The sequence below is a fragment of the Saccharopolyspora terrae genome (genome assembly GCF_004348435.1).
GTDB classification, from domain to species: domain Bacteria; phylum Actinomycetota; class Actinomycetes; order Mycobacteriales; family Pseudonocardiaceae; genus Saccharopolyspora; species Saccharopolyspora endophytica.
In genome coordinates this window covers 1-24964 of the sequence record NZ_SMKS01000017.1, presented here as the reverse complement: position 1 = coordinate 24964, position 24964 = coordinate 1, and the positions used below count along the sequence as shown (strand labels likewise).

Genomic DNA, 24964 nt, shown 5'->3' with positions numbered 1-24964 from the left:
CGGTTTGCGTTGTACGGGCGGATGTCGACCAAGGAAATTCAGGATCGAGAGACGTCCTTGCATTGGCAGAGGGAGGTGGCCGAGGAGACGATCGCGGGGCGTGGGGCGATCATGGGGGAGTTCTTCGATGAGGGGTGTTCGCGTCGGTTGTCGTGGTGGCAGCGGCCGGCTGCTGCGGCGTTGCTGGCTTCGATCACCAGCGGTGCACGGGAGTTCGACGCCGTGGTGGTCGGGGAGTACGAGCGGGCGTTTTGCGGTGAGCAGTTCCGGTCGGTGATGGACCTTCTCCGGGAACGGGGAGTGGAGTTGTGGTTACCACCCGAGGTGGGTGGACCGGTTGAGGCGGAAGATCCGACCCACCAGGCGTTGATGATGCTGCTCGGGGCGCAGTCCCGGCGTGAGGTGGTGCGCGCTCGGCATCGGGTGTTGGCGGCGATGCGGGTGCAGGCGGGGGAGCAGGGCCGGTTCCTGGGTGGGCGTCCGCCGTACGGGTTTCGGCTCGTCGATGGCGGGCCGCATCCGAACCGTGCGCATGCGAGGTGGGGTCGCCGCCGGCGTCGGCTGGACCCGGATCCGGACACGGCGCCGTGGGTGAGGTGGATTTTCGAGCAGCGGGCGAGCGGGCGAAGCGTCGCGGGATTGGCCCGGGAGCTCAACGAACGTGGGGTGCGGTGTCCGTCGGGTGCTGATCGGGTTCGGAATCCGCACCGGCCCGGCCAGGAGTGGATGGTGCGGACGGTGACCGGGATTCTGGAGAATCCGCGTTACACGGGGCGTGAGGTGTGGAACCGTCGCAGCACCGAGGGCCGTGGTGGTGACCATGCTCGCCGGGCCGGGGGAGCGGTCAGGCGGACGCAGGTGAAGGACTGGGTGCTGTCGGACCGCCAGGTGCATCCTGCGTTGGTCTCGGACGAGCTGTTCCTGGCGGTGCAGGGCATGCGAACGGCCCGGAGAACGCACGACGGGAACACCCGACGCTATGCGTTGGCGGGGTTGCTGGTGTGTGAGGAGTGCGGGCGTCGGTTGGATTCGCACTGGGGTCAATGGTCGCGCTGGATACCGCTGCCGGCACGGTTACACCAGCGCCCGCGGTCGACCACCACATGCGGCCAAGAATGTCTACGTCCGGGAGGACAGGCTGCTCGTCGAACTCTGCGACCGGCTGCTCGCGAGGACAGAATGCGAGCCCACCGAGATAGCAGATCACCTCCGGCGACAGGGACAGGTGATCGTGTGCACGGGAAGCAGCTGGACGCTCGAAGACGCCGCGGGCTTGCCTGGCAGGATCACACCAGGCTTCGACGGCATGCAGCTGCTACTGCCCGTGGAATGATCCTGGTGCGGAGAAGCAAAAACCGTGGCAAGCGCTCGAACGAACGTTCACCACGGTCCATGGGGTAAATGCGTGTCCGAGGACGGACTTGCACACTATTCACCCGCCTTCTCGTTCCCGAAACAGGTTGAGGCAGGGGGCCTTTTTGCTGTCCCGTTTGTCCCGGCGCTGGTCCATCAGGGGCACCGTCTTGGGACAGAGTCTGGGTGCAATGTGAGCTGCGAAAACGTGTAGCGGCGGTGTGCGGGGACGCATCTTGTGGGGTGTCCCGGCGTGTCCCGAAGTCGGCTCCCTGCGCGGTTTCGACTGGTGTTGGGGTGCCTGTCGGTAGGTGTCCCCGAGGTGTCGGACCCGTACGGGCCCGTTGATGACGTTGATGGATTCAGTTGTGGATGAAATCAATTAAGTCGCGTTCGAGAAAGTGAGCGCTCCTCGATTGATCGGCTTTGGGGCGTTGGGCGCATGGACCGGACTCGCTCGTCGTGGCCTTGCCCGACACCCATCCGCTGGCGGATGCTCGTCATCTATCGATCGCGCAGTTCGCCGAGGAGAGCTTCGTATCGCTCCCGCCACGCGAGGAAGCTATACTCCCAGGCCGCCTGCGTCGGCTTGCTCACGCCAATGGCTTCGTGCCTGAGATCATTCAGGTGGCTCCCGACACTCAGACAGCGTTGGCCCACGTCAGCGCCGAGGTTGGATGCCACTTGACGTTGGCGTCCGTGGCGCGGAACGCGACCGATTCACCCGTCGTATTCGTCCCGATCGACGAAACGCCACTGGACGCGGACCTTTCGCCACTCGACGTGGACCTGAGGGTGGCATGGCGACGCGATGACAACACACCCGCCCTCAGGGTGGTGTTGGACGAGGTGCTCCGGCTTGCCGACGACCCCGGGATCTTTTGATCAGCGAACGGCGAAGAGGCAGAAACCGGTGCTTGCTGTGGCTTGCGCGATTTGGGGCGATCAGACTGGATTACCTGCAGCTACTTCGTCACCCGGAGGGAGCGGGCGGTCATGAATGACACCGAGGTCTTCGACTTCGTCGTGGTGGGTTCGGGCGCTGGTGGTGGTCCGTTGGCGTCGAATCTTGCTAGGGCGGGGCATCGTGTTCTGCTGTTGGAGGCGGGCGACGACCATCGGTGCGTGTACTACGACGTCCCGGTGTTCCACGCCAGGGCCAGTGAGGATCCCGGCATGCGCTGGGACTTCTTCACGCGTCATTTCCGCGATGACGCGCAGCAGGCGCGTGATCCCAAGTTCACGCCGGAGCGCGGTGGTGTGCTGTATCCGCGCGGAGCCACGTTGGGTGGGAGCACGGCGATCAGCGCGATGATCACGGTGTACCCGCACAACAGCGACTGGGATGCGATCGCCGATCTGACCGGTGATGAGTCGTGGCGGCCCGAGCGCATGCGTGCCTACTTCGAGCGCCTTGAACGGTGGCGGGATCCCCGCGGGGGTGAGCGTGTCGGCGCGGCGCGACACGGTCATGAGGGCTGGCTCGGCACGACGCGCGCCCATCCTGACGTGGGTGGGCGCGAGCCGTTGTTCCTGCAGATCATCGACGCGATGGAGCGGGAGTGCCGCGAGCGGTTGCCCGCCCGCGGCGACGGCCTCGAACCGCCCTACGACCCGAACGACTGGCGGTTCGTCCTGGACGGTTCGGAAGGGATGGTCTTCGTTCCCGTCGCCGTCGACAACGGCCAGCGCAACGGCAGCCGAGAACGAATCCTCGCCACGCAGAACGAGTTTCCGGGCAACCTCACCATCGCGTACAACTCGCTGGCGACGCGCGTTGTGTTCGAGGGCGATCGAGCCGTCGGGGTCGAGTACCTCAGCGGCTCCCATCTCTACGCAGCGGACCCGGAAGCACGCTCAGGGGAGCGTGAACCGCAGCGCCACGTCGCGCGTGCGTCGCGGGAGGTGGTGCTCTGCGGTGGTGCCTTCAACACGCCTCAGCTGCTCAAGCTCTCCGGCATCGGGCCACGTGCGGAGCTCGAAGCGCACGGCATCGAGGTCCTGGCCGACGTTCCTGGGGTGGGCGAGAACCTTCAGGACCGCTACGAGGTCACCGTGGTGAACCAGCTCACCGAGAACTACCCGATCTTCGCCGGCTCCCACTTCGACGCACCGCAGGAGGGCACGGCCGATCCGCTCTTCGGCGAGTGGGACGAGCAGCGAGACGGCCCGTACACCACCAACGGCACACTGGCGGCGTACATCAAGCGCTCCAGCGTCGCCGACGACGATCCGGACCTGTTCGTCTTCTCGCTGCCGGTCTTCTTCCGCGGCTACTACCCGAACTACTCCGCTGAGTTCGGCAGGCACCAGGACATGGTGTCGTGGGTCGTGCTCAAGGCCCACACCAACAACACCGCGGGCCGGGTGCACCTTCGCAGCAGCGACCCTCGAGAGAGCCCCGAGATCGAGTTCAACTACTTCCAGGAGGGCAACGACGACCCCGCTGACGACCTCACCGCGGTGGTCGAGGGTGTCGAGTTCGCGCGTGCGCTGAGCAGTCGGCTGTCCGACGTCATCACCCGGGAGGTCCTGCCCGGCGACAGCGTCACGACCCGCGAGGGGCTCGCTGAATACGTCCGGGACCAGGCGTGGGGGCACCACGCCTCATGCACCTGCAAGATCGGGGCCGACGCCGATCCCATGGCCGTGCTCGACAGCGAGTTCCGCGTGCGGGGCGTGCGGGGCCTCCGCGTCGTGGACGCATCGGCCTTTCCCGCTATTCCCGGCTTCTTCATCGCCACCGCCGTCTACATGCTCGCCGAGAAGGCAGCGGATGTGATCCTGTCAGAACACACCTCACTCGACTGAGTGCAGCCCGCGATCAAGCCAGTAGTTGTCGTGCCAGCCAGGCCATGTTGTCGGCGGTTTCGTCGGGCGAGGCGCTGGGTTGCATGACGTGGCTGAGGATCGTGCGGACGAGGACGTCGGTTGCCGTGGCGAGTTCCTTCTCGGCAAGTGGTCGGGTCATGGGGGAAATGCGGTTCTGAAGAACGCTCTTGGCGGTGTCGATGAGCGTGGCGGACTGGGTGGTGAGCAGGGGCAGGAGCTCATGCCGCGCCCCGTGCGAGGTGCTCACGATCGCGTGAATCAAGGGGCTCTCCGCGGAGCGGACGAGTACGTCGCGGCAGGCAGTGCGGAGAGCCGCCACGAGATCGTCGGGGTGGGACTGGAACGCGCCGTCAACGAGTGCCAGGAAGTGCTGGAGTTCGGTGAACACCACTTCCTCGGCGAGCTGGTGCTTGCTGCCGATCTCGTTGTAGATGGTCTGCCGGCTGACCCCGATCGTCTCCGCGAGCAGGCCCATCGTCACCGAGGACCAGCCGTTCGTGCTGGTGATAGCAGTGGCCGCTTGCACGATGCGGTTGCGCAGGGTCACTTCACCAGTGTGGTGCGCGGGCGTGTCCTTGGCGTCCATCGGGACGATGTTAGCCAACCGGGGCGGGTCCCCTCCGCCTCGCGAAGGCCAGGGCTTCGGCCCAGTCGTCGCGGCCGGCGATCCGGCGGCGGAATTTCATGATGTCCCCGGGGCGATCCACCGTCAGCGCCCCGGCGAGCCGGTGGCCTCGCCGGTACAGAGCGAGCAGTCCCTGCTGGGCCTGGCTGATCACGCGCACTTCGTCGGCTCGCGCTGTCCCGGCGAACTGGATGCGGTGTCCGTACCAGTCGGACCAGAAGTAGGGCACCGGAGCGTGCGGTGTTGCCGCTGCTGGGTCGAGCGCGTGGCGGGCAGCGACCGCTGCCTGCTCGGCGGCGGTGGTCCAGTGCTCGAGGCGCATGAGGTCGTCGTCGAAGAGCGGGTTCACCGCGTGCGCCACGTCGCCGGCTGCGTACACGCCCGGGGCTCCGGCCCAGAGCGTGGAGTCGCAGAGCACACCGCCGTCGTGCTCGTGCAGTCGAAGGCCGCAATCGCCCAGCCACGTGGTGGCGGGGGTGACTCCGATACCCGCCACGACCAGGTCCGCTGACAGGACGGTCCCATCGTCAAGACGCACACCGGTGACTGCGCCGTGGTTCGATTCGATCCCCGTCACCGTGCGACCGAGGCGGAGATCGGTGCCGTGCGTTCGGTGCAGGTCCGCGCACACGGCACCCACGTCCCGGCCGAGCGCGGCCGAAAGAGGCAGGTCGGAGGCTTCCACGAGGGTGACGGGCAGACCTCGTTTCCGCGCGGCGGAGGCGACCTCCGAACCGATGAACCCGGCGCCCACGACCACGGTGCGGGCGCTGGATTCGAGCGCGGACCGGATCGCCACGGCATCCTCGAGGGTGCGCAGCTGATGCACACCCGCGATCGCACCGGCTCCGGGCAGGGCGCGTGGAGTTGCTCCGGTGGCGATGATCAGCCCGTCGTAGGGCACTGCGCGATCGGCGACGCGGACTTCCCGAGCCGCCGTGTCCAAGGCTTCGGCCGGTGCCCCAAGCCGCAGCTCGACCCCGAACTGCTCGCGCAGCTCGTCCTCGCTGTGGAAGGACGACGGAGAGCCGTCGTGGCCGGTGTCAAGGAACGACTTGGACAGCGGTGGCCTGTCGTAGGGCACGTGTTCCTCGGCGCCGATCAGGGTGATCCGACCGGTGAATCCGCTTCGGCGGGCGGATTGCACCGCGCGCAGTCCTGCCAGTGAGGCGCCGACGACGAGACGCTCCAATGCTCTACCCCTTCAGCGCGAGTGCCAGCACGGGACAGGCGTCCACGGCGGCGGACACCGTCTGGCGGTGTTCGTCGCCCGGCTGCTCGTCCAGGACGACCATGCTGCCGTCGTCCTGGACCTCGAAGAACTCGTGCGCCATGGCCTCGCACATGCCCAGACCCTCGCACTTGGATCGATCGACGACGATCTCCATCTGTTTCACTCATCCTCTCCTGGTTCGAAATCGACCTTCTCGCGCACGCCGCAGTCAGGGCAGCACCAGTCGTCCGGTACGGCGGACCATGCGGTGCCGGCGGGGAATCCTTCGCGGGGATCGCCGGTTGCTTCGTCGTAGGTGTAGTCACAACCCGGGCAGCGGTACCGACTCATGCCACCTCCTCGGACGCTGCGGGGGCGGGATACCGCGCGAGCACCTTCGCTCGTTTCCGCGGGGCGATGTTCGCCCGGCTCATGTCTCCCCCGAAGTGCGCGGCCACCCGCGGGTCCATGACGCGGCGCCAGATCGCGGGCACCATCGCGATCAAGATCATCCCGGCGTATCCCGTTGGCAGGACCGGGGACTCCTCGTAGTCGCGCAGGGTCTGGTACCGGCGCGTGGGGTTGGCGTGGTGGTCGCTGTGCCGCTGCAGGTGGTAGAGCAGCACGTTGGTGGCGATGTTGTTGGAATTCCAGCTGTGGCTAGGCAAGACCCGCTCATATCGGCCGGTGCCGTCGGGACCGGTCCGCCGGCGCAGCATCCCGTAGTGCTCCATGTAGTTGACCACCTCGAGCAGCGAGAAGCCGACCACCGCCTGAACGAGCAGGTACGGCAGGATTCCGATGCCCAGCCAGGCAAGCAGCCCGCCCCACAGCACCGCCGACATCACCCAGGCATTGAGCACGTCGTTGCCGATGCGGAACGGGTGCTGTCCACGTCGCGCGTAGCGCTTCTTCTCCAGGTGCCACGCGCTGGTCAGCGACCCCCACACGGTGCGCGGCCAGAACCGGTAGAAGTTCTCGCCCACGCGGGCGCTGGCCGGATCCTCCGGTGTCGCCACGCGCACGTGGTGACCGCGGTTGTGCTCGATGTAGAAGTGGCCGTAGAAGCTCTGCGCCAGGGCGATCTTGGACAGCCACCGCTCGTGGCTCTCCTTCTTGTGCCCCAGTTCGTGAGCCGTGTTGATGCCGATGCCGCCGATGCAGCCGATCGTGACCGCCAGCCCGATCTTGTCCACGACGGAGAGGTCACCGCGGGCGATCAGCCACAACGCCGCGACGAACCCCGCGTACTGGATCGGCGAGTACAGGAAGGTGATCCAGCGGTAGTACTTGTCGTTCTCCAGCGCCTCGATCACGTCATCGGGCGGGTTGGAGCGATCGAGCCCGGTCAGCAGATCCACCGCCGGCACGATCACCAGGAGCACGACGGGCCCGATCCAGAACCACGCCCCCACTCCGGTCAGCGCGTGGGCTCCCATCGCCACGAAGGCGAGCGACGGCATCACCAGTCCGATGAGCCACAAGTAGCGCTTCTTGTCCTTCCACCGCTCGGTCGAGCCGGCGGGCACCGTCCCACTGACGTTTGCTGCGGCAGTAGCCACTGCAACCTCCTCACTGCCGAGAATCGGTTGACAGAACTTTAGATATGTAAAGTGTAATTTGGCAATAGTGGAAATTTGTAAAGCTGTTCGTGCGGCGGCGTGCGCGCTCCGAGTTTGCGATGTCTCAGCCGCGCGCTGCACTGGTGCTTCGCGTTGCCGGGTGGGTGTCCGCTGTGTCCGCCCACGGCTTTTGGCGCGCGAAAGATCGCCCACCTTGACCGGTCCACCATCGACGAGGCCTCGGGAGCTGCGATGCGATCCCGCAACCCCGCAGTAAAAAGCTGTGCAGGCGCAGGTCAAACGAATCGACGTGCAGCGCATTCCCTCTGCTGTGATGGAAAAGTGCTGTGCACCAACGTGTCTGGTCAGGCCTCGGATTTCTCCTTCTGGCCCTCCGGGTCGGGACGGTGCGGCCAGGGCAGATCGAGAGCCGCTGGTGCGGTAGTCGGCACCAGGGGCTGATGGGGAGCGATCGGTGCCAGTCGCTGGTAGGACCGGCCCAGCGGCGGACGCGGGTCCGGCTCGCCGCGGTTGGGCCAGAAGGACACCGCTCGTTCGGCTTGGGCGGTGATGGTCAGTGAGGGGTTCACGCCGAGGTTGGCGGTGACGGCCGAGCCGTCGATCACGTGCAGCCCGGGATGCCCGTAAAGGCGCTGATAAGGGTCGATCACCCCGGTTTCGGGGGTGGACCCGATGACGCAGCCACCGATGAAGTGCGCTGTCATCGGCATGTTGAGCACATCGCCCCACGTGCCGCCGGGAGTCCCGTTGATCTTCGTCGCCACGCGGCGGGCGGTCTCATGGCCTGCCGGGATCCAGGTCGGGTTGGGGGCTCCGTGGCCTGGGCGCGACGTGATCGTGAAACGGCCGAACCTGCCCTTCTTGCTGACGATGTTGAGGGAGTTGTCCAGCTTCTGCATGACCAGCAGAATGATCGTCTTCTCCGACCACCGGCGCGGGGAGAAGAACGTGAAGCTGCGCGGGTGCAGGATCATGGTCAGCAGCCAGGTCAGCCAACGCGGGATGCGCTTGCCACCATCGGTGAGCGCGGTTTGCAGGAGGCCCATGGCATTGCTTCCCTTGCCGTAACGCACGGGCTCGATGTGCGTGTCGTCGTCCGGGTGGAACGAGGAGGTGATCGCCACACCGGTGGTGTAGTCAGCCGCTGAGCTGCGACTCTTGACTCCGAGGATGGCCTCGGAGTTGGTGCGCGTCAGCGTGCCCAACCGAGAAGACAGGTGCGGCAGGATGCCCTCGTCGCGGAGGTGGTGCAGCAACTTCTGAGTGTTGTAGGTGCCGGCCGCGAAAACGACCTGTTCGGCGGTCAAGGTGGTGCGGTTCTTCTCCTTGCGCTTGTTGCGCCCGGTTCGGATGGTGTCGACCGCGTACCCGCCCGCGCTCAGGGGCCGCACAGCGGTGACCATGGTCAGCGAGCGAATCTGAGCACCGCCCTTCTCGGCCAGGTGCAGGTAGTTCTTGTCGAGCGTGTTCTTGGCGTTGTGCCGGCAGCCGGTCATGCAGGACCCGCAGCGGATGCAGGTGCGCCGTGACGGGCCAGTTCCGCCGAAGAACGGGTCTGCCACCTCGGTTCCGGGTGGCGTGTGCGGCCCACCGAAGAAGACGCCGACCGGCGTGGAGTGGAAGGTCTTGCCCACTCCCATCTCATCGGCGACCTCCTCGAGAACGTGGTCGGCGGCGGTGCGGTCGGGGTTGGTTTCGACCCCGAGCATGGCTTTGGCCTGCCGGTAGTAGGGGGCCAGTTCGGCGCGCCAGTCGGTGATGTGGGACCACTGCGCGTCAGCGTAGAAGGCGTCGAGCGGTTCGTAGAGCGTGTTGGCGTACACGAGAGAACCACCGCCGACTCCCGCGGCCGCGAGAATCACCGCGTCCTTGACCACGTGGATGCGTTGCATCCCGTAGCAGCCGAGTTTCGGCGCCCACAAAAACCTGCGCAGGTCCCAGGAAGACCGGGGGTAGCTCTCTTCGGTGTAGCGCTGGCCCGCCTCGAGAACACCGACCCGGTAGCCCTTCTCGGTCAGGCGCAAGGCGGTCACTGACCCACCGAAGCCTGAGCCGATGACCAGCACGTCGTAGTCGTGGCGCATCTGTGGTCCTTTCATCGCTCGACGTGCTCCGACCGCTCACGAACTGGTTCCGCAGGACCCGTTCGTTCACGACTGAAGAGAGCGGCGAGGCGGCGGATGGCGCGGTGTTGGAGGGCTTTGACCGCGTTGACATCGCGATTCATGGCTACTGCGGTATCGGCGATCGAGAAGTCGTGGAAGAACCGCAGCAGCAGGCACTTCCGCTGGGACGATGCTTTCCGGGCTGGCGTGTGCGACTTGGGTGCTGGCGGTGTCATGATCGAGGAGTTCGTTCCGGTGGCGGGCGGATTTGAGCTGGTCGCGGATCAGATTGGCGGCGATAGTGGTGAGCCAGGCGCCGACGTCGCGGCCCTGGTAGGTCACGGTGTGCAGACTTCGCAGCGCGCGCAGGAAGGTCTCGCTGGCCAGGTCCTCGGCCACGGCCTGGTTGCGGAGACGGGCCTGCAGGTAGCGGTGTAGTCGTGGTGCGTAGGTCTGGTAGAGGGTGGCGAAAGCACCGCGATCGCCGGCCTGTGCGGCAGTCACGAGCTGCCAGGACGCGCTGCTCCTCGGGGACGCGATGTCTGTGGGAGGAGTTGGTGTGCTCATGGGGCTCGTCACGAGTGAGTTACGGCAGCTGAGGTCGTGGAAGGCGCTGAGGCATGGCGGCTAGGCCTCCTGGTCTCGTGCAGTCCTCGGATCGCGCCGGTGGCCGCGTAAGGAACGAGAAGTGCTTTGGCGGCCGTGCCTCCGGTCTCTGGCGATCAGATCGCGCAGCGTCCCGACGAGCCAGCCGATGAGTGGGATCAGTGCCGGACTGACCATGAACAGCATGAGGGGGATCGCCATGCTGAGCAGTTGGGCCATGCCGTTGGTCATGGTGCGCCCCATTCTTGCCATGTCGTGCACGGTGGATTGGGCTGAGCGGTTGAAAGGGTCCTGCGCTGCGGAGTCGGCGGTTGAGATCAGTGCGATGAGCAGCTGAACCATGTGGGCAGCCTTGGCGCCCGGACTTGCGGCGGTCGATGCGGTGGGCTCGCATCCGCCGATGCACCGCAGCTTTACCTGCGGTCAGTGCCTGTCTTTCGCGCGACCCGCTCGCCTCGGCCATGGAGATTGACCCTTGCTGCAGCCCATCTCTGTCCCGGAAGCGCTGGTGGCACTTCGCGCGGTTTGGTGCCACGAGGCAGCGGACTCGTCACATGAACGGAATCGGTGTGCACACCTTACACAAAAAGATCACGAATGTGAACTCGGGTGGCAGCGTGATCGCTTCTGTATAGTTTGGGGCGTGAGTGACCAGGGGTTTCACGCGGAGGTGCGGGCCCTCCTCCGCGATCGACTACTCGATGCGGCCTTCGAGCTGACCTGCTCCCACGGCTGGCAAGCCGTGACCATGGGGCGCATCGCCGAGCGGGTCGGAGTGAGTCGCAAGAGCGTCTACAACGAGATCGGCACCAAGAACGATCTGGGAGTGGCCCTCATCGCTCGTGAGACCGAGCGCTTTCTCGCCGGAGTCTCCGCCCAACTGCAGGCCCATCCGGGTGATCCGGGTCGTGGCCTGCCGGCCGCCACGGGGTTCGTGATGCGCACGGCTGCCGACAATCCACTCGTCAAAGCTGTGGCCCTCGGCGCCCCCGGGGGCAACAACGATCTCCTGCCCCTGCTCACGACCCACCCTGAACCGGTCCTGCAGCCCGCCCTGGCCCGCATCCAGGCCGACGCCGCCGTCCTCTACCCGCAGCTTCCCCCGGACACGCGCGTGTGGCTGATCGAAGTGTTCGTGCGCCTCACGCTCAGCCACCTCACTCAACCGGTTGGCCCTGTGGAAGATGCCGTCGCTCAAATCCGAACCCTCGTCGCGCACGCCACTACGGCCACGATTGAGACAGGCAGCGACATGTCAGAGGAGACGACCAAGCGGTAGATCGCCATGGGTTTGCGCTGAGGGGTGCCGGTGCGAAAGGTCTGTCTGGTCGAGGGGATGCCGACGTCTGTTCCGTAAAGATGGGCCGACGTTCCGCAGGCACCGTTTGGGTCAGCGGGGGTGGGGGACGCTGCCGCCGATTGGTCGTGCTCTCCGCCAAAGAACTTTCCCGGTGCCCGAACTCGGGGAATTGCCGGGAGGAACTGCGGTTGGCGGTTGAGACTTGATCGGGGCACGCAGCCCGGCACAGAGATCGACAACGATGCCTGGGGAACTCCACCACCGCAAGGAGTTGGCATCTTGACCTCGGCGCATGTTCCGGCGTTTTCACCGCCCGACGGATTCGGTGGGAGCTGAGGGAAGCTCGTCGGACTCATGACCTCGACGAACCCGTGGGCGGGAGTCGGATGTCAGGTGCCGCTGGCCATATCGGACACGTGTTCCCACTTCTCCCAGTGGCGGATGCGGTCGGCGTAGACCCGGTTGAAGGTGTTCACAACACCGGAGCCGAAGGCGACCCGACGAGGCGGCTGCTTCGCGTCGACGATTTCGAGCATGGCCGGTCCCGCGTGGCTGGGGTCGTAGCCGCCTGATCCCCATGAGCCCGGCCGGACGGCGTCGTAGGCGGGGTTCGGTGTGGTGTGCTTGGCGGACTGGCCGCCCCAGTCGGTGGCGTAGCCTGCGGGTTCGACCACCGTGACGTGGATACCGAAGCCGGCGACTTCCTGGGCGAGCACGTCGGAAAGACCTTCGACCGCCCATTTGCTGGCGACGTAAGCGCCGAAGTGCGGGACGGCGACGATGCCGCCGAAGCTGGAGATCTGGATGATGTGTCCGCTGCGCTGCTCGCGCATGATCGGAAGTGCGGCCTGGGTGACCCACATGGTGCCGAACAGGTTTGTCTCGATTTGCTCGCGTGCCTCCTTTTCGGACGTTTCCTCCACGAAGCCGAACAGTCCGTAGCCTGCGTTGTTGATGACGACGTCAAGGGCCCCGAAGTGCCGCTGCGCGGCGTGCACCGACTCGAATGCGGCGGCGCGATTCGTCACGTCGAGAGTGAGGGGAAGGATCGCGTCGCCGTAGGTGTCGACCAGTTCGGCCAGCGCATCGGGGTTGCGGGCTGTGGCGGCGACTCTGTCGCCACGGTCAAGGGCTGCCGTGGCGAAGACGCGGCCGAATCCGCGGGAGGCGCCAGTGATGAACCAGGTCTTGCCACTCATGCTGATGCTCTTTCACTGGGGTTCGGGTTTAGTCCCGGGGCCGCCGCGGTGATCCGGTTGTCGGATCCCCCGGCGGCCCGGGATTTCGTTGCGCTTTGGTGAGCGCCCGAAGGGGCCCTATCCGGTCTTCTGAACTGCCTCGATGAGAGCCCCTGCGGCGAGGAGGCCGAGATCGTTCGAGGCGAGTGGGCTGTCGCCGGTCAGAAGCTTGCGGTCTTGGTGGGTCTTGCCGGTCATGTCATCGTTGAGGACTGTCAGACCTTGTTTGGTCAACCGGTCGGCCACGAGCCACCGCAGCCGCCCTGGCAGGTAACCGATGTCAAGGTTCGGCCCTTCGTCGAGCGCATCCGGGAACACGCAGGCGGAGTAGCCCTTGAATGGCGATTCCTCCTTGTCCAGGGAGGCGGCGAGCAGCGCGGCAGGGCCGTGGCACAACGTGATGACGAACTTGTCGTTCGCCAGAGCCCAGTCCAGCGTGTCCCGCACGGCCTCGCTCTCCGGCAACCCGATGACGGCAGCATGTCCACCAGGGATGAACACGGCAAGGTAGTCAGAATCCTCTCCGAGTTCGTTGGCGACGACCTCGGTGAGTTTCTTGGGTTGCTTCAGCTTCGCCTTGAGCGACTCATAAGTGGCCTGCACAGCCTCGTCCTCGTGCGGCATGGCCCACAATTCGAGTTTGGCCGGATTGCCACCAATGGTCGCGACATCGACCTCGAAACCGGCCTCGATGAGGTGGTGCAGGGGAAGCAGCATTTCGACCGGGTGGTTACCCGTCGAGAAGAACTTGCCGTTTTCCAGCAGGAGGTAGCGCTCGTCCGCAGCGAGCATGAGGATCTTCCACTTGCCGCCGGTGTATTCACCCTTGTGCTGCACCCCGGCGAAGTTGGTCTTCGACGCGGTGTATTGGCTCAATGAGTACGGGGACGGGAAGAACGCGTTGTCCTCAGCTTCGTCCGGCGTTGGATTCTTGCTCAGATTGGCTGTATCGGACATCTCGTGAACCTACTTTCATTGTTGAACCTTGTCGAACCTGTGACCGAGCAAAGTCAGCTCGGTGGTCGCAGGACGATCTTGCCGACGTGAGAGCCGCTTTCCATCAGCCGGTGCGCATCGGCGGCGCGTTCCAGCGGGAACACCTCGTGGATCTTGGGTAGGCATCGGCCTGCAGACAGGGCGGGCCACACCTTGTCGCGCAGATCGTCTGCGACGGAGGCCTTTTCTTGAGCTGAACGGGATCGCATGGTGGAACCAGTAAGTTTTGCTCGTTTGAGCGCGATGTCGAGTAGGTTGACCTTCTCGGCGGTCTCGCCGCCAAGGAAGCCGATCAGAAGGATCGTTCCGTCCTTGGCCAAGGCCTCGAGATTGCGCGTGAGGTATGCGCCACCAACGATATCGAGAATGATATCGACCCCGTTTCCGCCGCTCCAGTCGTGCACGACGTCGACGAAGTTCTCTTCACCAAAGTCGATGGCTCGTTCGGCGCCCAGTTCGAGGACCGCGTGGCATTTGTCCGGACCAGTGTCAGTGGCGCAAGCACGGAGGCCGAATTCCTCGGCGAGCATCAGGGCGGTCGAGCCGATGCCGCTGGTGCCGCCGTGGACGAGCAGAGTTGCACCCTTGGACGCGCTGGCGATGCCGAACAGGTTTGCCCACACGGTGAAGAAGGTCTCCGGAATGGCCGCGGCGTGCACCGCGTCGACACCGTCGGGCAAGGGGAGCGCCTGGGCGGCAGGCATGACGCAGTATTCGGCATAACCACCGCCTTCGGTCAGTCCGCAGACCCTGTCACCGATCGCGAACTGGGTAACGCCGTGGCCGACGGCGACGATCTCACCGGCGATCTCGAGCCCTGGAGTCGGGTTGACCCCGGGCGGCATCGGGTACTTGCCCTCGCGCTGCATCACGTCCGGACGGTTGACGCCCGCTGCTTCGACTCGCACGAGGATTTCGCGGTCGCGCGGTGTCGGCACGGCCACGGTTCGGGGTTGCAACACGTCGGGACCGCCGGGCCGGGAGATGACTATCTCGGTCATCTCGTTTGGGGTCGGTGCCTCGTTCACGATCGTCTCCTGTGGGTGTGAGTGGAGATCAGGAGGTTTCGGTTGCCGGAGTGGTCTGGGTGGTTGCGTCGAGCGCCACTGCGTGCGTTTCCTTCATCGCCAGTACGCATCCGGTGCTGATGATCCCGAGGGCAGAGAGGAAGAAGGCGACGCCGAAACCGCCGAACTCTGCTGCGAGAGGCGCTGCCACCAGTAGCGGCATGGCGCCGCCGAGAATGCCGGCCAGGTTGTAGCTCATACCCGCTCCGGTGTAGCGATACCGGGTGTGGAAGAGCTCCGGTAAATAGGCAGCGGCCGGGCCGTAGGGGATGGCGAGTACGAGCATCAGCAGCATCATCGCCACGAAGAAGGAGAAGGCGTTGCCGGGCTGCATGATGGCGAAGGCCAGCGGCCCGGCGACGATCCCGAACGTGGTGCCGACCAGCAGGACCGGCCGACGGCCGATCCGGTCCGAGACGATCGCCGAACCGATGACACCGACGGAGAGCACGCCTGAGGCGAGGATATCGACGACCAGGATCGTTGTCTGCGACAGGCCGAGCACGCCTGTGCCATCGGCGCGCCCGGCGTAGCCGGTGAGGTAAACGGTGGCGATGTAGAAGGAGCCGAACGTCATCGACAACATGCCGCCGCCGAGCATCACCTGACGCCACTGTTCGCGCAGGACGTCGGCGAAGGGCAGTGTGACACTCTCGTTGCGGGTGGCGGCCTTGCTGAACGCGGGCGTCTCATCGATCTTGAGACGCACGTACAGCCCGAGGGCGATGAGCACCGCGCTGGCCAGGAAGGGAACGCGCCATCCCCAGTTCGCGAACGCCTCAGGGCTCACGACCAGCGCCGACACCAGGAACGTCGCGCTGGACATCGCGACGCCGAACCCCGGGCCGAGCTGGGGGAACATGCTGTACAGGCCTCGTTGCTTCGGCGGCGCGTACTCGGAGGGCAGCAACGCCGCTCCGGCCCATTCCCCGCCGAGCGCGACGCCCTGCACCGCCCGCAGAACTACGAGCACGATGGGCGCCGCAACACCAATGTCAGACGCCGTCGGTACGAGTCCGATCACGAACGTGGCACCGCCCATCATGAGCAGAGTCGTGACGAGAGTCCTCTTGCGACCGAGGCGATCGCCGAAGTGACCGAACACGATCGCCCCGAGGGGGCGGAACACGAAGGCCACACCAAACGTGGCGATCGCCGCGACCGTTGCCGCCGCCGGGCCGAGCGAGGGGAAGAACAAGGGGCCGAACACCAAAGCGGCGGCGGTCCCGTAGATCAGGAAGTCGTAGAACTCGATCGTGGTTCCGACCAGTGAGGCGGTTGCTATGCGCCCCATCGGCCGCCGTGGCGCGGCACCATTGCCGGACGCCGTGGGTAGTTCGGTGCTCATGCTTCCCTCGAGGGTGATTAGGAGCTTCGGGTAGCACTCGACTATCCCGGTTACTCGCTCCCCAGGGCACGATGACCGGCTCACAACACCTGTCACATCGCCTTGTTGTTGGACAACAAAAGTCGGTTACGCTGACAAGACGATGTCGGCCATGGGTACTTTTGAGGTTCGGGAGTTGTGGTGATGGCGCGACGGAATGGGGTAAAGGGCGAGGTCGCTCCCGCTGTTCGGCGCATCATCGACGGCGTCGAGGCGTCTTTCGATGCGATCGTGGCGCGCTCGGTGGAGCGGACCTGGGCGCAGGTGCCCGCCTATGCCGCGAGCCCGGACGAAGGGCTGCACGCCGAGTTGACCGCACACGTGGATGCGGTGTTCAGGGCTGCGCTGACCTCGTTGTCCGAGGCCCGGTCGCCGCAGCGCTCCGACTTCCCGGTCACCTGGAAGTACGCGGCCAACCGCGTGCGCCAGGGCGTGGCCTTGTCCGACTTCCTCAAGGCGTACCGGATCGGGCAGGTCACCCTGTGGGAAGGGCTGCTGGAAACTGCGAAGGACGACCCGGAGGCGCGGGAAGCGGCGCTCACACTCGCCACCCACGTGATGCAGGTGATCGAAGTGGGCAGCACGGTGGCGGCGGAGGCCTTCCTGCACGCCCACCAACACCAGGTCGCGGAAAGCGACCGTGTCCGTCGAGACCTGCTCGAGGACCTGCTCGCGGGTCGTGACTTGTCGCCGGGCCCCAAACAGGCGATGTTGCGGTCGGCCGGTCTCGAGCCCGCGACCAGCGTGAGCGTCGCCTCCGCGGCACCGATCCGGCCGCTGTTGGGTGACTGGACGCTGCGCGATGCCGTATCAGCGGTGCGTGAGGCGGTCGGCGCCAGTTATCACGGGCTCACGGTCGTCCGCCAGGACGAGGTCGTCACGATCTTCCCGGTGCGCTCCGGTGGAATGAGCGGTGCGGCGGACGCCCTGGAGAAAGCGATCGCGCGGCTGAGCCGACAGGGAATTCCGCTGGCGGTGGGCATCAGCACCGCCCACAAGGGCCTGACCGAAGTGCCGGAGGCCTATGCCGAAGCGTGCGTGGCCAGGGACGGGCTTCGGGGTGAGCCGGGAGTGCTGGCGCTGCCGCAACTGTCGACCTTCGACTACCTGGTGCTGCGCGAGGACGAGACGGCCCGCCGGTTGATCCGGCCAGCGCTGCGCCGGTTCGTCGAGGAAGACCAGGCCCGGGGCGGGGCGCTGATCAGCACGCTACTGGAGTACATCGCGAGCGACCTCAACGCGAAGGTCGCGGCGGAGCGCCTGCACATGCATGTCAACACCGCCTACTACCGGCTGGACCGCATCGCTGAGCGCACCGGATGCGACCTGCGCCGGCTCGCCGATGTGCAGGAGCTGTTGATCGCCGTGCGGTTGCTCTCCGGCCGCCCACCGGCCGCATCGCCGCCGGAAGGTCGGTGAACGCTCTCCAGAGTTTGTGGATTTGGCCACCGAGGTCATCTCAGCCATCGACGGTGGTCTTCCGCTAGCCCTCGCAGCCCTGTCTGCTGAATTGCGCCGGCGCGCTGGCGCCTGTGGATGTGCCCATCAATGCAGGCGCCGGCGCCAATCCGGGGGAACGCGCTCCGCTGGCCCCGGTACCGATTGGGACACCGGGTGAGAGGTCGGTGGTGCGAGTTCGGGGCCCCGGTGGAACCGTCCGGTCTCGATGTTCCAGAACCAGTCCTCACCTGGTTCGAAGCTGCTGATGACCGAGTGACCGGTGGTGCGGGCGTGCTGGGTGGCGTGTTGTCCGGGTGAGGAGTCGCAGCAGCCGATGTGCCCGCACTCGGCGCAGCGCCGCAAGTGAAACCACCAGCCGTCGCCGGCCAGGCATTCCACGCAGCCGTTTCCGCTGGGGCTCACAGCTGGATTGATCCCTGGGATGGGCCCGGTTGCCATGGCAGACCTCCTGACTCGCGGGTTCTTGCTTACCACCGGAGTCTCTCTCCATCGAGAACGATTCGGATGGGACTCCGGCAGAACACACCCGATTATGACTGGCTGACAGCATTTCGGCTGCACGTTGCACCCGGGATCTATTGTGGTCGGCCAACAGAACCCTTTGTCGTTCCACCACAGTCTTTCCCCATCAGATAGTGGAGTCATGTTCTTCCCACCACAGAGGAGGTTGTGGGGGAATGTGCCGCGAATTGCTCATGTTGACCCGCTCAGTCCGATCACCAATGTGGGGTCGGCAAGTCATCCCGAAAGCCGGTGGGGAGCAGCCGTGTCACGCCGGATCGGCATGCGTGGGACTGCAGCTGGCAGGAAGAGGAGCGCGGTGAAGCGAGAAGACTCAAGGCTCTTTGATGGTGTTGCAGTGGCGGAGCGTTCTGCTGCTTCTCAAAGCCTGGGGAAGCACCCTGGTGCGCGTTCGGCGTTCGCTTTCTGGGTCGTCGCCGCGGCCATGGCATTCGCCCTCGCCGCTAGTGCGGTACCGTCCCCGCTCTATGTCGACTACCAGGCGCAGTGGCAGTTCTCCGCCGCGACGTTGACGTCGATTTACGCAGCCTACGCCGGTGGTGTGGTGGTCGCGCTCTTGCTCTCTGGGGGTCTATCGGATCGGATCGGGCGCCGACCAGTATTGCTGGGTAGCGTCGCGGTGCTGATCGCCAGTCTGGTTCTGTTCGTCTTCGCGAGCGGAGTGGCGTGGCTGTACGTCGCGCGTGGCGTGCAGGGCCTGGCCACCGGTGTGTTCACCGGCGCTGCCGGAGCCGCCCTGACTGAGCTGCACCCGCGCAGTGATCACCGATTTGCGGCGATGGTGAACAGCACTTCCGGAGCGTTGGGGATCGCAGTGGGCGCGGTCGCCGCCGGCGCGATAGCCGAGTTCGTCGTCTTCCCGCTGCGAACGCCCTACGTGCTGCTCGCGATCGTCGCGCTTGTGCTGGTGACGGCAATTGCGTTGCGCGTGCCGGAGACCGTGGAACGTACCGGTGGGGGAGGTGTGCTCCGCCTTCAGCGCTTGAAGATCCCCCGTGAGATCCGTGGTCAATTCGCCCTGGCGTCGCTCGGCGCATTCGCGGCCTGGGCGGTGGCCGGCCTCTACCTCGGGCTGGGCGGCAGCATCGCCAAGGAATTGCTGCAGGTCAACAATCACCTGGTCGTGGGCCTGGTGATCCTCAGCATGCAGGGCGTAGGTGGGGTGGCGCAGGTGGTGTTCACCAGGATCTCCAACGTGGCCGCCTCGTTGGCGGGGAGTGCAGCGTTGATCGCGGGCATGCTCATCGCGGCGATGGCGTTGCCGCTGTCGAGTCCGGTTGTGTTCTTCGCCGGTGCGATCGTGACGGGGATCGGGTTCGGTCTGACGTTCATGGGGGCGACGCGGCGAGTGGTGCAGGCAGCGCCGACCCACGCCCGCGGGGAAACGCTTGCCGCATACTTCGTCGTGGCCTACGTGGCGATCTCCGCACCGGTGGTCGCCGCCGGGTTCGTATCCGCGCCGCTCGGGCTCGCGACCACCTTCTACCTGTTTGCCGTCACGATCGCACTCGCAGCGGTGAGCACTCTGGTGGGCACCGTGCTGAGCCGGCGGGCGGATCGCACATCGCGTTGAAGCTGCAGTTGGCCTGGCGGTCGTTGCCGGCAACGGCACTCCCGTCAGGCTTCGGGAGATAGCTGCGTGCGCGGGTGGTAGCCGAGGAGATCCAGTGCAAATTGCGCGTAGTCGATGGCGATCTGCTCGGGTGTGGCCGGCCCTGCCGGTCGGAACCACTGGGGCAACGACGTGCACATGGTCGAGATGGCCCGCGTCGCGCTGCGAGGGTTGGAGGTCGTAAGGGTTCCTTCTCCGATCGCGGTGTCCACTTCTTCGTCGAGCATGCCTTGGATGTCGTTGCGCAGCCCGGCGATGCGCCGCCGGCTCGCGGGCTCCAGGCCGCGCATCTCGCTGGCGCCGATGAACGCGAGATCATGCCGATGCGTGTGGAACAACGCCAGGCATTCGACCATGAGCGCCACCCGCAGATGCGCGGACCGCCCTTCACGTCGTGCGGCGGGAACCCTCCAGTGCAGCTCATCCATGCTGATGTCCAGGCAGGTCACCAGCAGTTCCTGCTTGCTGCTGTAGTGGTGGTAGACGCCCGGCACGCTCATCTCGGCCCGCTGTGCGATCGAACGCATGGTGGCACCGTGGTATCCGGTTTCGACGAACGCGCCGATGGCGGCTGTGAGCACCGGGTCTATCGCAAGCGGCGGAAAGTCCCGCCAGTTGTCGGTACGGGTTCCCGGGTGGCCAGGCGCCGCCGGCGGCCAGGGGCGCGCGGCCTCCGCTGAGAGCCCGCTGAGCAGATCGCTCGCTGTCGTTGCCAGCTCCGTCGCGATGACGTGGAGCCTGGCGACCGAGACGCCGGTCTTGCCGGTCTCGATGGCACTGAGCGTGGCTGGGCTGACGTCGATCCGCTTGGCGAGATCGCGCAGTGACGTGCCGCGGCTTTGCCGAGCTGCCCGGATGGTTTCCCCGACGAGGTCCGAACGCGTGTGTGGCGGGTGAGGGGCTTCCTCCATGTGTTCAGCATAGCAAAACACTTCTTTATGGCGCCTGTTCAGTTCATCCGCTCATAGGTTGACCATGTGCCTTTTTAGTGCGAACTTCTAGCTCCACGAAGACGCATCGTCAGACCGAACGATCGTTCCGTACTCAATGATGAGGCAGGGATTGACCATGGCTGATGTCGCCAACATGGACGAGCTCCTCCGCAGTGCCCCGACGAACTGGGGCAGGTGGGGCACCGACGACGAAGTGGGCGCTCTCAACCACCTCGCCCCGCAAGAGGTGCTTCGCGGTGTCTCCCATGTCCGGACGGGCGCAGTGTTCACCTTGCAGCGGCTGATAGGCGACCCGAATGGGGATCCGGTGTGGCCGGGGCGCGCGCCGGCCACCAGGGAAATGATCATCGACGAGTCCCGCTGGGATGAGGACGGTGCCCCAGCTTTCCCAGGCGGACTGCACTACGCCGATGACAAGCTCGAAGCCTTTCTGCAGGGATCGACCCAATACGACGCGCTGGGGCACGTCTGGTACGGCGGGAAGATCTGGAACGGCTACGACGCTCGCACCACGGTGGGCGGCCTGGACAAGGCCAGCGTGGAACCCATCGCCGAGCGGGGTGTCGTGGGGCGGGGAATCCTGCTCGACATGGCGCGGTACCGGGGTAAGGAGAACCTGGGCAAGGCGGAAACGTTCACGCACGAAGATTTCGAGGCCTGCGCCAAGGAGCAGGGCGTCTCCATCGAGAAGCACGACGTGCTGATCGTGCGCACCAACTTCCTCAAGCTGTTCTTCGAACAGGGGGATGCGTTCTACGAGGACTTCTGCGAACCAGGGCTGGTTTACAGCCGTGAACTCACGGAGTGGTTCCAGGACAGGGAGATCCCGAACCTGGTCACGGACACCATCGCCAACGAGGTCACCTTCGACCCGAACAACGGCTTCGCGTTGCCGTTGCACTGCGCGTTGATGCGCAACCTCGGGGTGGTGTTCACCGAGGTCTGCGATCTCGAGAAGCTGGCTGACGACTGCGCCCAGGACGGGCAGTACACCTTCCTCTACACCGCAGCCCCGCTGAAGGTGCACCAGGCGACAGGTGCGCCGGTCAACCCCGTGGTGGTCAAATGAGCACGTACAACGATCGTCCTTGGCTGGATCACTACACCAGCGGCACGCCGGCTGACATCACCGCCGACTACTCGACGATGCTCGAGATACTCCGAGCGGCGGTGACATGTGCACCTCAGGTCACAGCGATCCGGTACTTCGACGGAGAACTCACCTTCGCTGAGGTCGACGCGGCCTCGGACGCTCTGGCAGTCGGGCTGCAGGACAACGGGTTTCGACGCGGCGACCGCTTGGGCATCTACGTTCAGAACAACCCGGCATTCGTGATCGCACTAGTAGCCGCGTGGAAAGCCGGGGGAGCAGCTGTCGCGATCAACCCGATGAACAAGGCTCGGGAGTTGACCTATCTCCTGGCTGACTCGGGTGCCACCGCGCTGCTGTGCCTGGACGAGCTCCACGCGTCGGTGGCGCGCGATGTGGTCTCCTCCGGCGCGACGCAGGTCTCCACGGTCATCACGTGCTCGGCCCTGGACTGGCAGACTCGAGGGGACCAGCGGATCTTCGGGCGGGTAACCCGGGAGCGCCACGAGGGAACTCTCGACCTGCTCGAACTCATCGACGACAACCGAGGCCGTGAGCCGCGGGCCGAGCCACCCAGGCCTGGGGATGTCGCGGTGCTGACCTACACCTCGGGAACCACCGGTCAGCCCAAGGGCGCGATGAACACGCACGGCACGATGGCGTTCAACGCCCAGACGTATCGCGATTGGATGGGCCTGACCCCGTCCGACAGCGTGTTGGGCATCGCCCCGCTGTTCCACATCACCGGACTGATCGGCCACGTCGGCGTCGCCCTGCTGCTGCCATGCCCGCTGGTCCTGGCACACCGATTCCACGCCGGTGCGATCCTGGACGCGGTCCGGGAACACCGTCCTACCTTCACTATCGGCGCGATCACTGCGTTCATCAGCCTGTCCACGGTGGAGGGAGCTACTGCAGAAGACTTTTCCTCCCTCCGGCTGATCTATTCCGGTGGTGCTCCAATCCCGCCGGCGGTGAACGAGCAATTCCTGGCGAAGACCGGTCACTACATCCACAACGCTTACGGCTTGACCGAAACGAACTCACCCACCCACCTCGTGCCACCCCACTCCAGAGCGCCGGTGGACCCCACCTCGGGAGCGCTGTCGATTGGCGTTCCGGTGTTCAACACCGCCGTGCGGATCCTCGACGACGACGGTGTGGAGGTCCGAGCAGGCCACCTGGGCGAGATCGCGATCTCGGGTCCGCAAGTCGTGCCCGGCTACTGGAACAGGCCCGAGGCCACTGAGGCCTCGCTGCCCGGCGGAGAGCTCCGCACCGGCGACGTCGGCTTCATGGACGCCGAAGGCTGGTTCTACATCGTGGACCGCAAGAAAGACATGATCAACGCGTCGGGGTACAAGGTCTGGCCGCGTGAGGTCGAGGACGTCCTCTACGGGCACCCGGCGGTGTTGGAGGCAGCCGTAGTCGGAGTTCCCGACGAGTACCGCGGCGAGACCGTCAAGGCCTTCGTCGTGCTCAAGCCCGGCTCCTCGACGACCGTGGACGAGCTCTCCGGTTACTGCAGGAACGGTATGGCGGCCTACAAGTACCCGCGGGAGATCGAGCTGGTCAGCGAACTACCCAAAACGACAACCGGGAAGATCCTGCGTCGACAGTTGCGTACCACCAGTCCCTGACCCAGTGCCAGCCTGGCCGACCCGAACGCCTCGCCGACCTCGTGATGCTGGAGGCCGGCGAGGCGTTGTGGAGGAATGATCCCTTGACCAGTCACAACGCGACGTCGGAGCAATCAGAGCTGCGAGAACTCGTCTGCCCGGAGGAATTGGGCCGTTTGCTCGCCGACAGCCTGCAGGATCCGGCATGGCAGGACATGACGTGGACGCTGATCACCGGCGGTAAGTCGAACCTGACCTTCGAACTCACGAGTGCTTCCGGTCAGTTGGTGCTTCGACGTCCGCCGCGGGGCCCCTTGCTGCCGCGTGCCCACGACATGGGGCGCGAAGTGCGGGTCCTCCACGCCCTCGCGAACACGACCGTCCCGGTGCCGGAAGTCGTCGTTCAGGACACCACGAGTAGCACGATCGGCGCACCCTTCTACGTCATGGAGAAGGTGTCGGGACACGTGCTGCGTGACGAGATGCCGGACGACTACGCCCGCACCGCCGATGAACGCCGCGCAATCGCTGACTCGCTCGTCGATGTGCTCGCCGCGCTCCACGCCCTCGATCCGGACGAACTGGGACTCGCAGACTTCGGAAGGCCGGCTGGTTTTCTAGCACGCCAGATCAAGCGTTGGCGGGACCAGTGGGAAGCCAGTCGCACGAGCGAGGTGCCGGCCGTCGACGCCCTGGCCAATGAACTCGCCGTTCGCATGCCGGAAAGCCCTCCGCCCGCTGTCGTCCACGGTGACTTCCGGTTGGATAACTGCCTGATGAGCCGGAACGAGCCCTCCACCGTGGCTGCCGTGCTCGACTGGGAACTGTCCACGCTCGGCGATCCGCTCACCGATGTCGGACTGCTGCTGTTCTACTGGCGGGAAGTCGGCGAAGCACAACGTCTCCTCAGCCCGACCGTGACAACGCTCCCGGGATTTCCCGGAAGAGATCACCTCGTTGACCGCTACGTGGCCCACACCGGTCGAAACGTGGACGCAATCCACTTCTACGAGGCGTTCGCCCACTTCAAGTTCGCGGTGATCGCCCAAGGCATCGCCGCCCGCGTCGCCGGGGGTGCCATGGCGGGTCAGGACTTCGGTGATCTCTCCGACGAGATCATCCGAATCGCGGAGGAAGGACTGGCCATTATCGGTCGGTCGGCCTGACCGGTATCCGCAGAAGCGCATCGCAGCAGAACGGAGAGGAATCATGTCGGTGCTGGACACCTTCCGCTTGGACGGGAAGGTCGCGATCGTCACCGGTGCGAGCTCAGGTCTAGGAGCTGTTTAGGAACGTGGGGCCCGGTGGTTGAACATAGTGAGGTCTCCGGTAGATGGATCAGCGACGAAGAAGATCAACATCTATCCGGAGACCTCGGTGGGAAGCGTATCGGTTGGCGCGC

General features: G+C 65.5%; 22 protein-coding genes and 2 pseudogenes. 9 read left to right on the top strand and 15 right to left on the bottom strand.

Translation table 11 applies throughout. The annotated features are described in order from the left end of the window. Nucleotides 1–312: 312 nt before the first annotated feature. A complete protein-coding gene (locus tag E1181_RS32105) occupies nucleotides 313–534 on the bottom strand; it encodes a hypothetical protein (RefSeq protein ID WP_235876730.1) in 222 nt (73 codons plus the stop codon). Between E1181_RS32105 and E1181_RS12615 the strand changes: the two genes are divergently transcribed. The 3 genes from E1181_RS12615 (at nucleotide 436) to E1181_RS12605 (ending at nucleotide 4164) form a co-directional block, all read left to right on the top strand. Then, nucleotides 436–1401 (top strand): recombinase family protein, encoded by a 966-nt coding sequence (locus E1181_RS12615; RefSeq protein WP_235876728.1) that lies wholly within the window; start codon nucleotides 436–438, stop codon nucleotides 1399–1401. The two genes, E1181_RS32105 and E1181_RS12615, sit on opposite strands and share 99 nt — an antisense overlap. Before the next feature lie 378 nt (nucleotides 1402–1779). Further along, nucleotides 1780–2238 carry a LysR family substrate-binding domain-containing protein gene (locus tag E1181_RS12610; protein ID WP_132674301.1) on the top strand — a complete coding sequence of 153 codons (459 nt, stop codon included), beginning with the start codon at nucleotides 1780–1782 and terminating at the stop codon, nucleotides 2236–2238. Nucleotides 2239–2349: 111 nt separating this feature from the next. Next, nucleotides 2350–4164, top strand: a complete 1815-nt coding sequence (locus E1181_RS12605) for a GMC family oxidoreductase (protein WP_132674299.1) — start codon at nucleotides 2350–2352, stop codon at nucleotides 4162–4164. Between the two features lie 13 nt (nucleotides 4165–4177). Here E1181_RS12605 and E1181_RS12600 read toward each other — a convergent pair whose 3' ends face one another. From E1181_RS12600 to E1181_RS12570, 8 genes and pseudogenes are all read right to left on the bottom strand, one after another. Next, entirely contained in the window at nucleotides 4178–4771 is a 594-nt protein-coding gene (locus tag E1181_RS12600; protein ID WP_132674297.1) for a TetR/AcrR family transcriptional regulator, read from the bottom strand. 10 nt (nucleotides 4772–4781) lie between these two features. Next, on the bottom strand, nucleotides 4782–6002 hold the full coding sequence (locus E1181_RS12595) for an NAD(P)/FAD-dependent oxidoreductase (RefSeq protein WP_132674295.1): 1221 nt from the start codon (nucleotides 6000–6002) through the stop codon (nucleotides 4782–4784). A gap of 4 nt (nucleotides 6003–6006) precedes the next feature. After that, nucleotides 6007–6198, bottom strand: coding sequence for a ferredoxin (locus E1181_RS12590; RefSeq protein WP_132674411.1), 192 nt, complete (start codon nucleotides 6196–6198; stop codon nucleotides 6007–6009). Between the two features lie 5 nt (nucleotides 6199–6203). Next, a pseudogene (locus E1181_RS12585) lies at nucleotides 6204–7585 on the bottom strand (fatty acid desaturase). A gap of 365 nt (nucleotides 7586–7950) precedes the next feature. Further along, nucleotides 7951–9690, bottom strand: a complete 1740-nt coding sequence (locus E1181_RS12580; protein WP_132674293.1) for a GMC oxidoreductase — start codon at nucleotides 9688–9690, stop codon at nucleotides 7951–7953. Between the two features lie 11 nt (nucleotides 9691–9701). Continuing rightward, nucleotides 9702–9947, bottom strand: coding sequence for a sigma factor-like helix-turn-helix DNA-binding protein (locus E1181_RS32865; RefSeq protein ID WP_408009727.1), 246 nt, complete (start codon nucleotides 9945–9947; stop codon nucleotides 9702–9704). 82 nt (nucleotides 9948–10029) lie between these two features. Further along, nucleotides 10030–10278 (bottom strand): annotated as a pseudogene (locus tag E1181_RS32860) (RNA polymerase sigma factor); the annotation flags it as partial. A gap of 60 nt (nucleotides 10279–10338) precedes the next feature. Beyond that, nucleotides 10339–10659, bottom strand: a complete 321-nt coding sequence (locus E1181_RS12570; RefSeq protein ID WP_132674289.1) for a hypothetical protein — start codon at nucleotides 10657–10659, stop codon at nucleotides 10339–10341. Nucleotides 10660–10960: 301 nt separating this feature from the next. Between E1181_RS12570 and E1181_RS12565 the strand changes: the two genes are divergently transcribed. Beyond that, on the top strand, nucleotides 10961–11596 hold the full coding sequence (locus tag E1181_RS12565; protein WP_235876715.1) for a TetR/AcrR family transcriptional regulator: 636 nt from the start codon (nucleotides 10961–10963) through the stop codon (nucleotides 11594–11596). A gap of 410 nt (nucleotides 11597–12006) precedes the next feature. On the opposite strand, the gene E1181_RS12560 is transcribed toward E1181_RS12565, so the two are convergent. From E1181_RS12560 to E1181_RS12545, 4 genes are all read right to left on the bottom strand, one after another. Beyond that, nucleotides 12007–12816 carry an SDR family NAD(P)-dependent oxidoreductase gene (locus E1181_RS12560; RefSeq protein WP_132674287.1) on the bottom strand — a complete coding sequence of 270 codons (810 nt, stop codon included), beginning with the start codon at nucleotides 12814–12816 and terminating at the stop codon, nucleotides 12007–12009. 117 nt (nucleotides 12817–12933) lie between these two features. Then, nucleotides 12934–13812, bottom strand: coding sequence for a glyoxalase III HchA (gene hchA / locus E1181_RS12555; protein ID WP_132674285.1), 879 nt, complete (start codon nucleotides 13810–13812; stop codon nucleotides 12934–12936). A gap of 53 nt (nucleotides 13813–13865) precedes the next feature. Beyond that, nucleotides 13866–14879, bottom strand: coding sequence for an NAD(P)H-quinone oxidoreductase (locus E1181_RS12550; RefSeq protein WP_207922122.1), 1014 nt, complete (start codon nucleotides 14877–14879; stop codon nucleotides 13866–13868). Nucleotides 14880–14907: 28 nt separating this feature from the next. Then, a complete protein-coding gene (locus E1181_RS12545; protein WP_132674283.1) occupies nucleotides 14908–16266 on the bottom strand; it encodes an MFS transporter in 1359 nt (452 codons plus the stop codon). Between the two features lie 183 nt (nucleotides 16267–16449). Between E1181_RS12545 and E1181_RS12540 the strand changes: the two genes are divergently transcribed. Then, complete coding sequence (locus E1181_RS12540) at nucleotides 16450–17724, top strand: PucR family transcriptional regulator (protein ID WP_132674405.1); 1275 nt, start codon at nucleotides 16450–16452, stop codon at nucleotides 17722–17724. 126 nt (nucleotides 17725–17850) lie between these two features. Here the strand turns inward: E1181_RS12540 and E1181_RS12535 are convergent, their stop codons facing one another. Further along, nucleotides 17851–18204 (bottom strand): UBP-type zinc finger domain-containing protein, encoded by a 354-nt coding sequence (locus E1181_RS12535; protein WP_132674281.1) that lies wholly within the window; start codon nucleotides 18202–18204, stop codon nucleotides 17851–17853. Between the two features lie 382 nt (nucleotides 18205–18586). Here E1181_RS12535 and E1181_RS12530 point away from each other — a divergent pair, with 382 nt between their 5' ends. Then, nucleotides 18587–19861 carry an MFS transporter gene (locus tag E1181_RS12530; protein ID WP_165944600.1) on the top strand — a complete coding sequence of 425 codons (1275 nt, stop codon included), beginning with the start codon at nucleotides 18587–18589 and terminating at the stop codon, nucleotides 19859–19861. 44 nt (nucleotides 19862–19905) lie between these two features. Here the strand turns inward: E1181_RS12530 and E1181_RS12525 are convergent, their stop codons facing one another. Then, nucleotides 19906–20811, bottom strand: coding sequence for a TetR family transcriptional regulator (locus E1181_RS12525; protein ID WP_132674277.1), 906 nt, complete (start codon nucleotides 20809–20811; stop codon nucleotides 19906–19908). A gap of 157 nt (nucleotides 20812–20968) precedes the next feature. On the opposite strand from E1181_RS12525, the gene E1181_RS12520 reads away from it, so the two are divergent. The 3 genes from E1181_RS12520 (at nucleotide 20969) to E1181_RS12510 (ending at nucleotide 24728) form a co-directional block, all read left to right on the top strand. Beyond that, nucleotides 20969–21922, top strand: coding sequence for a cyclase family protein (locus E1181_RS12520; protein WP_132674275.1), 954 nt, complete (start codon nucleotides 20969–20971; stop codon nucleotides 21920–21922). After that, nucleotides 21919–23583 (top strand): class I adenylate-forming enzyme family protein, encoded by a 1665-nt coding sequence (locus E1181_RS12515; RefSeq protein WP_132674273.1) that lies wholly within the window; start codon nucleotides 21919–21921, stop codon nucleotides 23581–23583. The genes E1181_RS12520 and E1181_RS12515 overlap by 4 nt, the downstream gene beginning before the upstream one ends. An 83-nt stretch (nucleotides 23584–23666) precedes the next feature. Then, nucleotides 23667–24728: a phosphotransferase family protein gene (locus tag E1181_RS12510; RefSeq protein WP_235876714.1), complete on the top strand. Its 1062-nt coding sequence runs from the start codon at nucleotides 23667–23669 to the stop codon at nucleotides 24726–24728. Nucleotides 24729–24964: the final 236 nt, after the last annotated feature.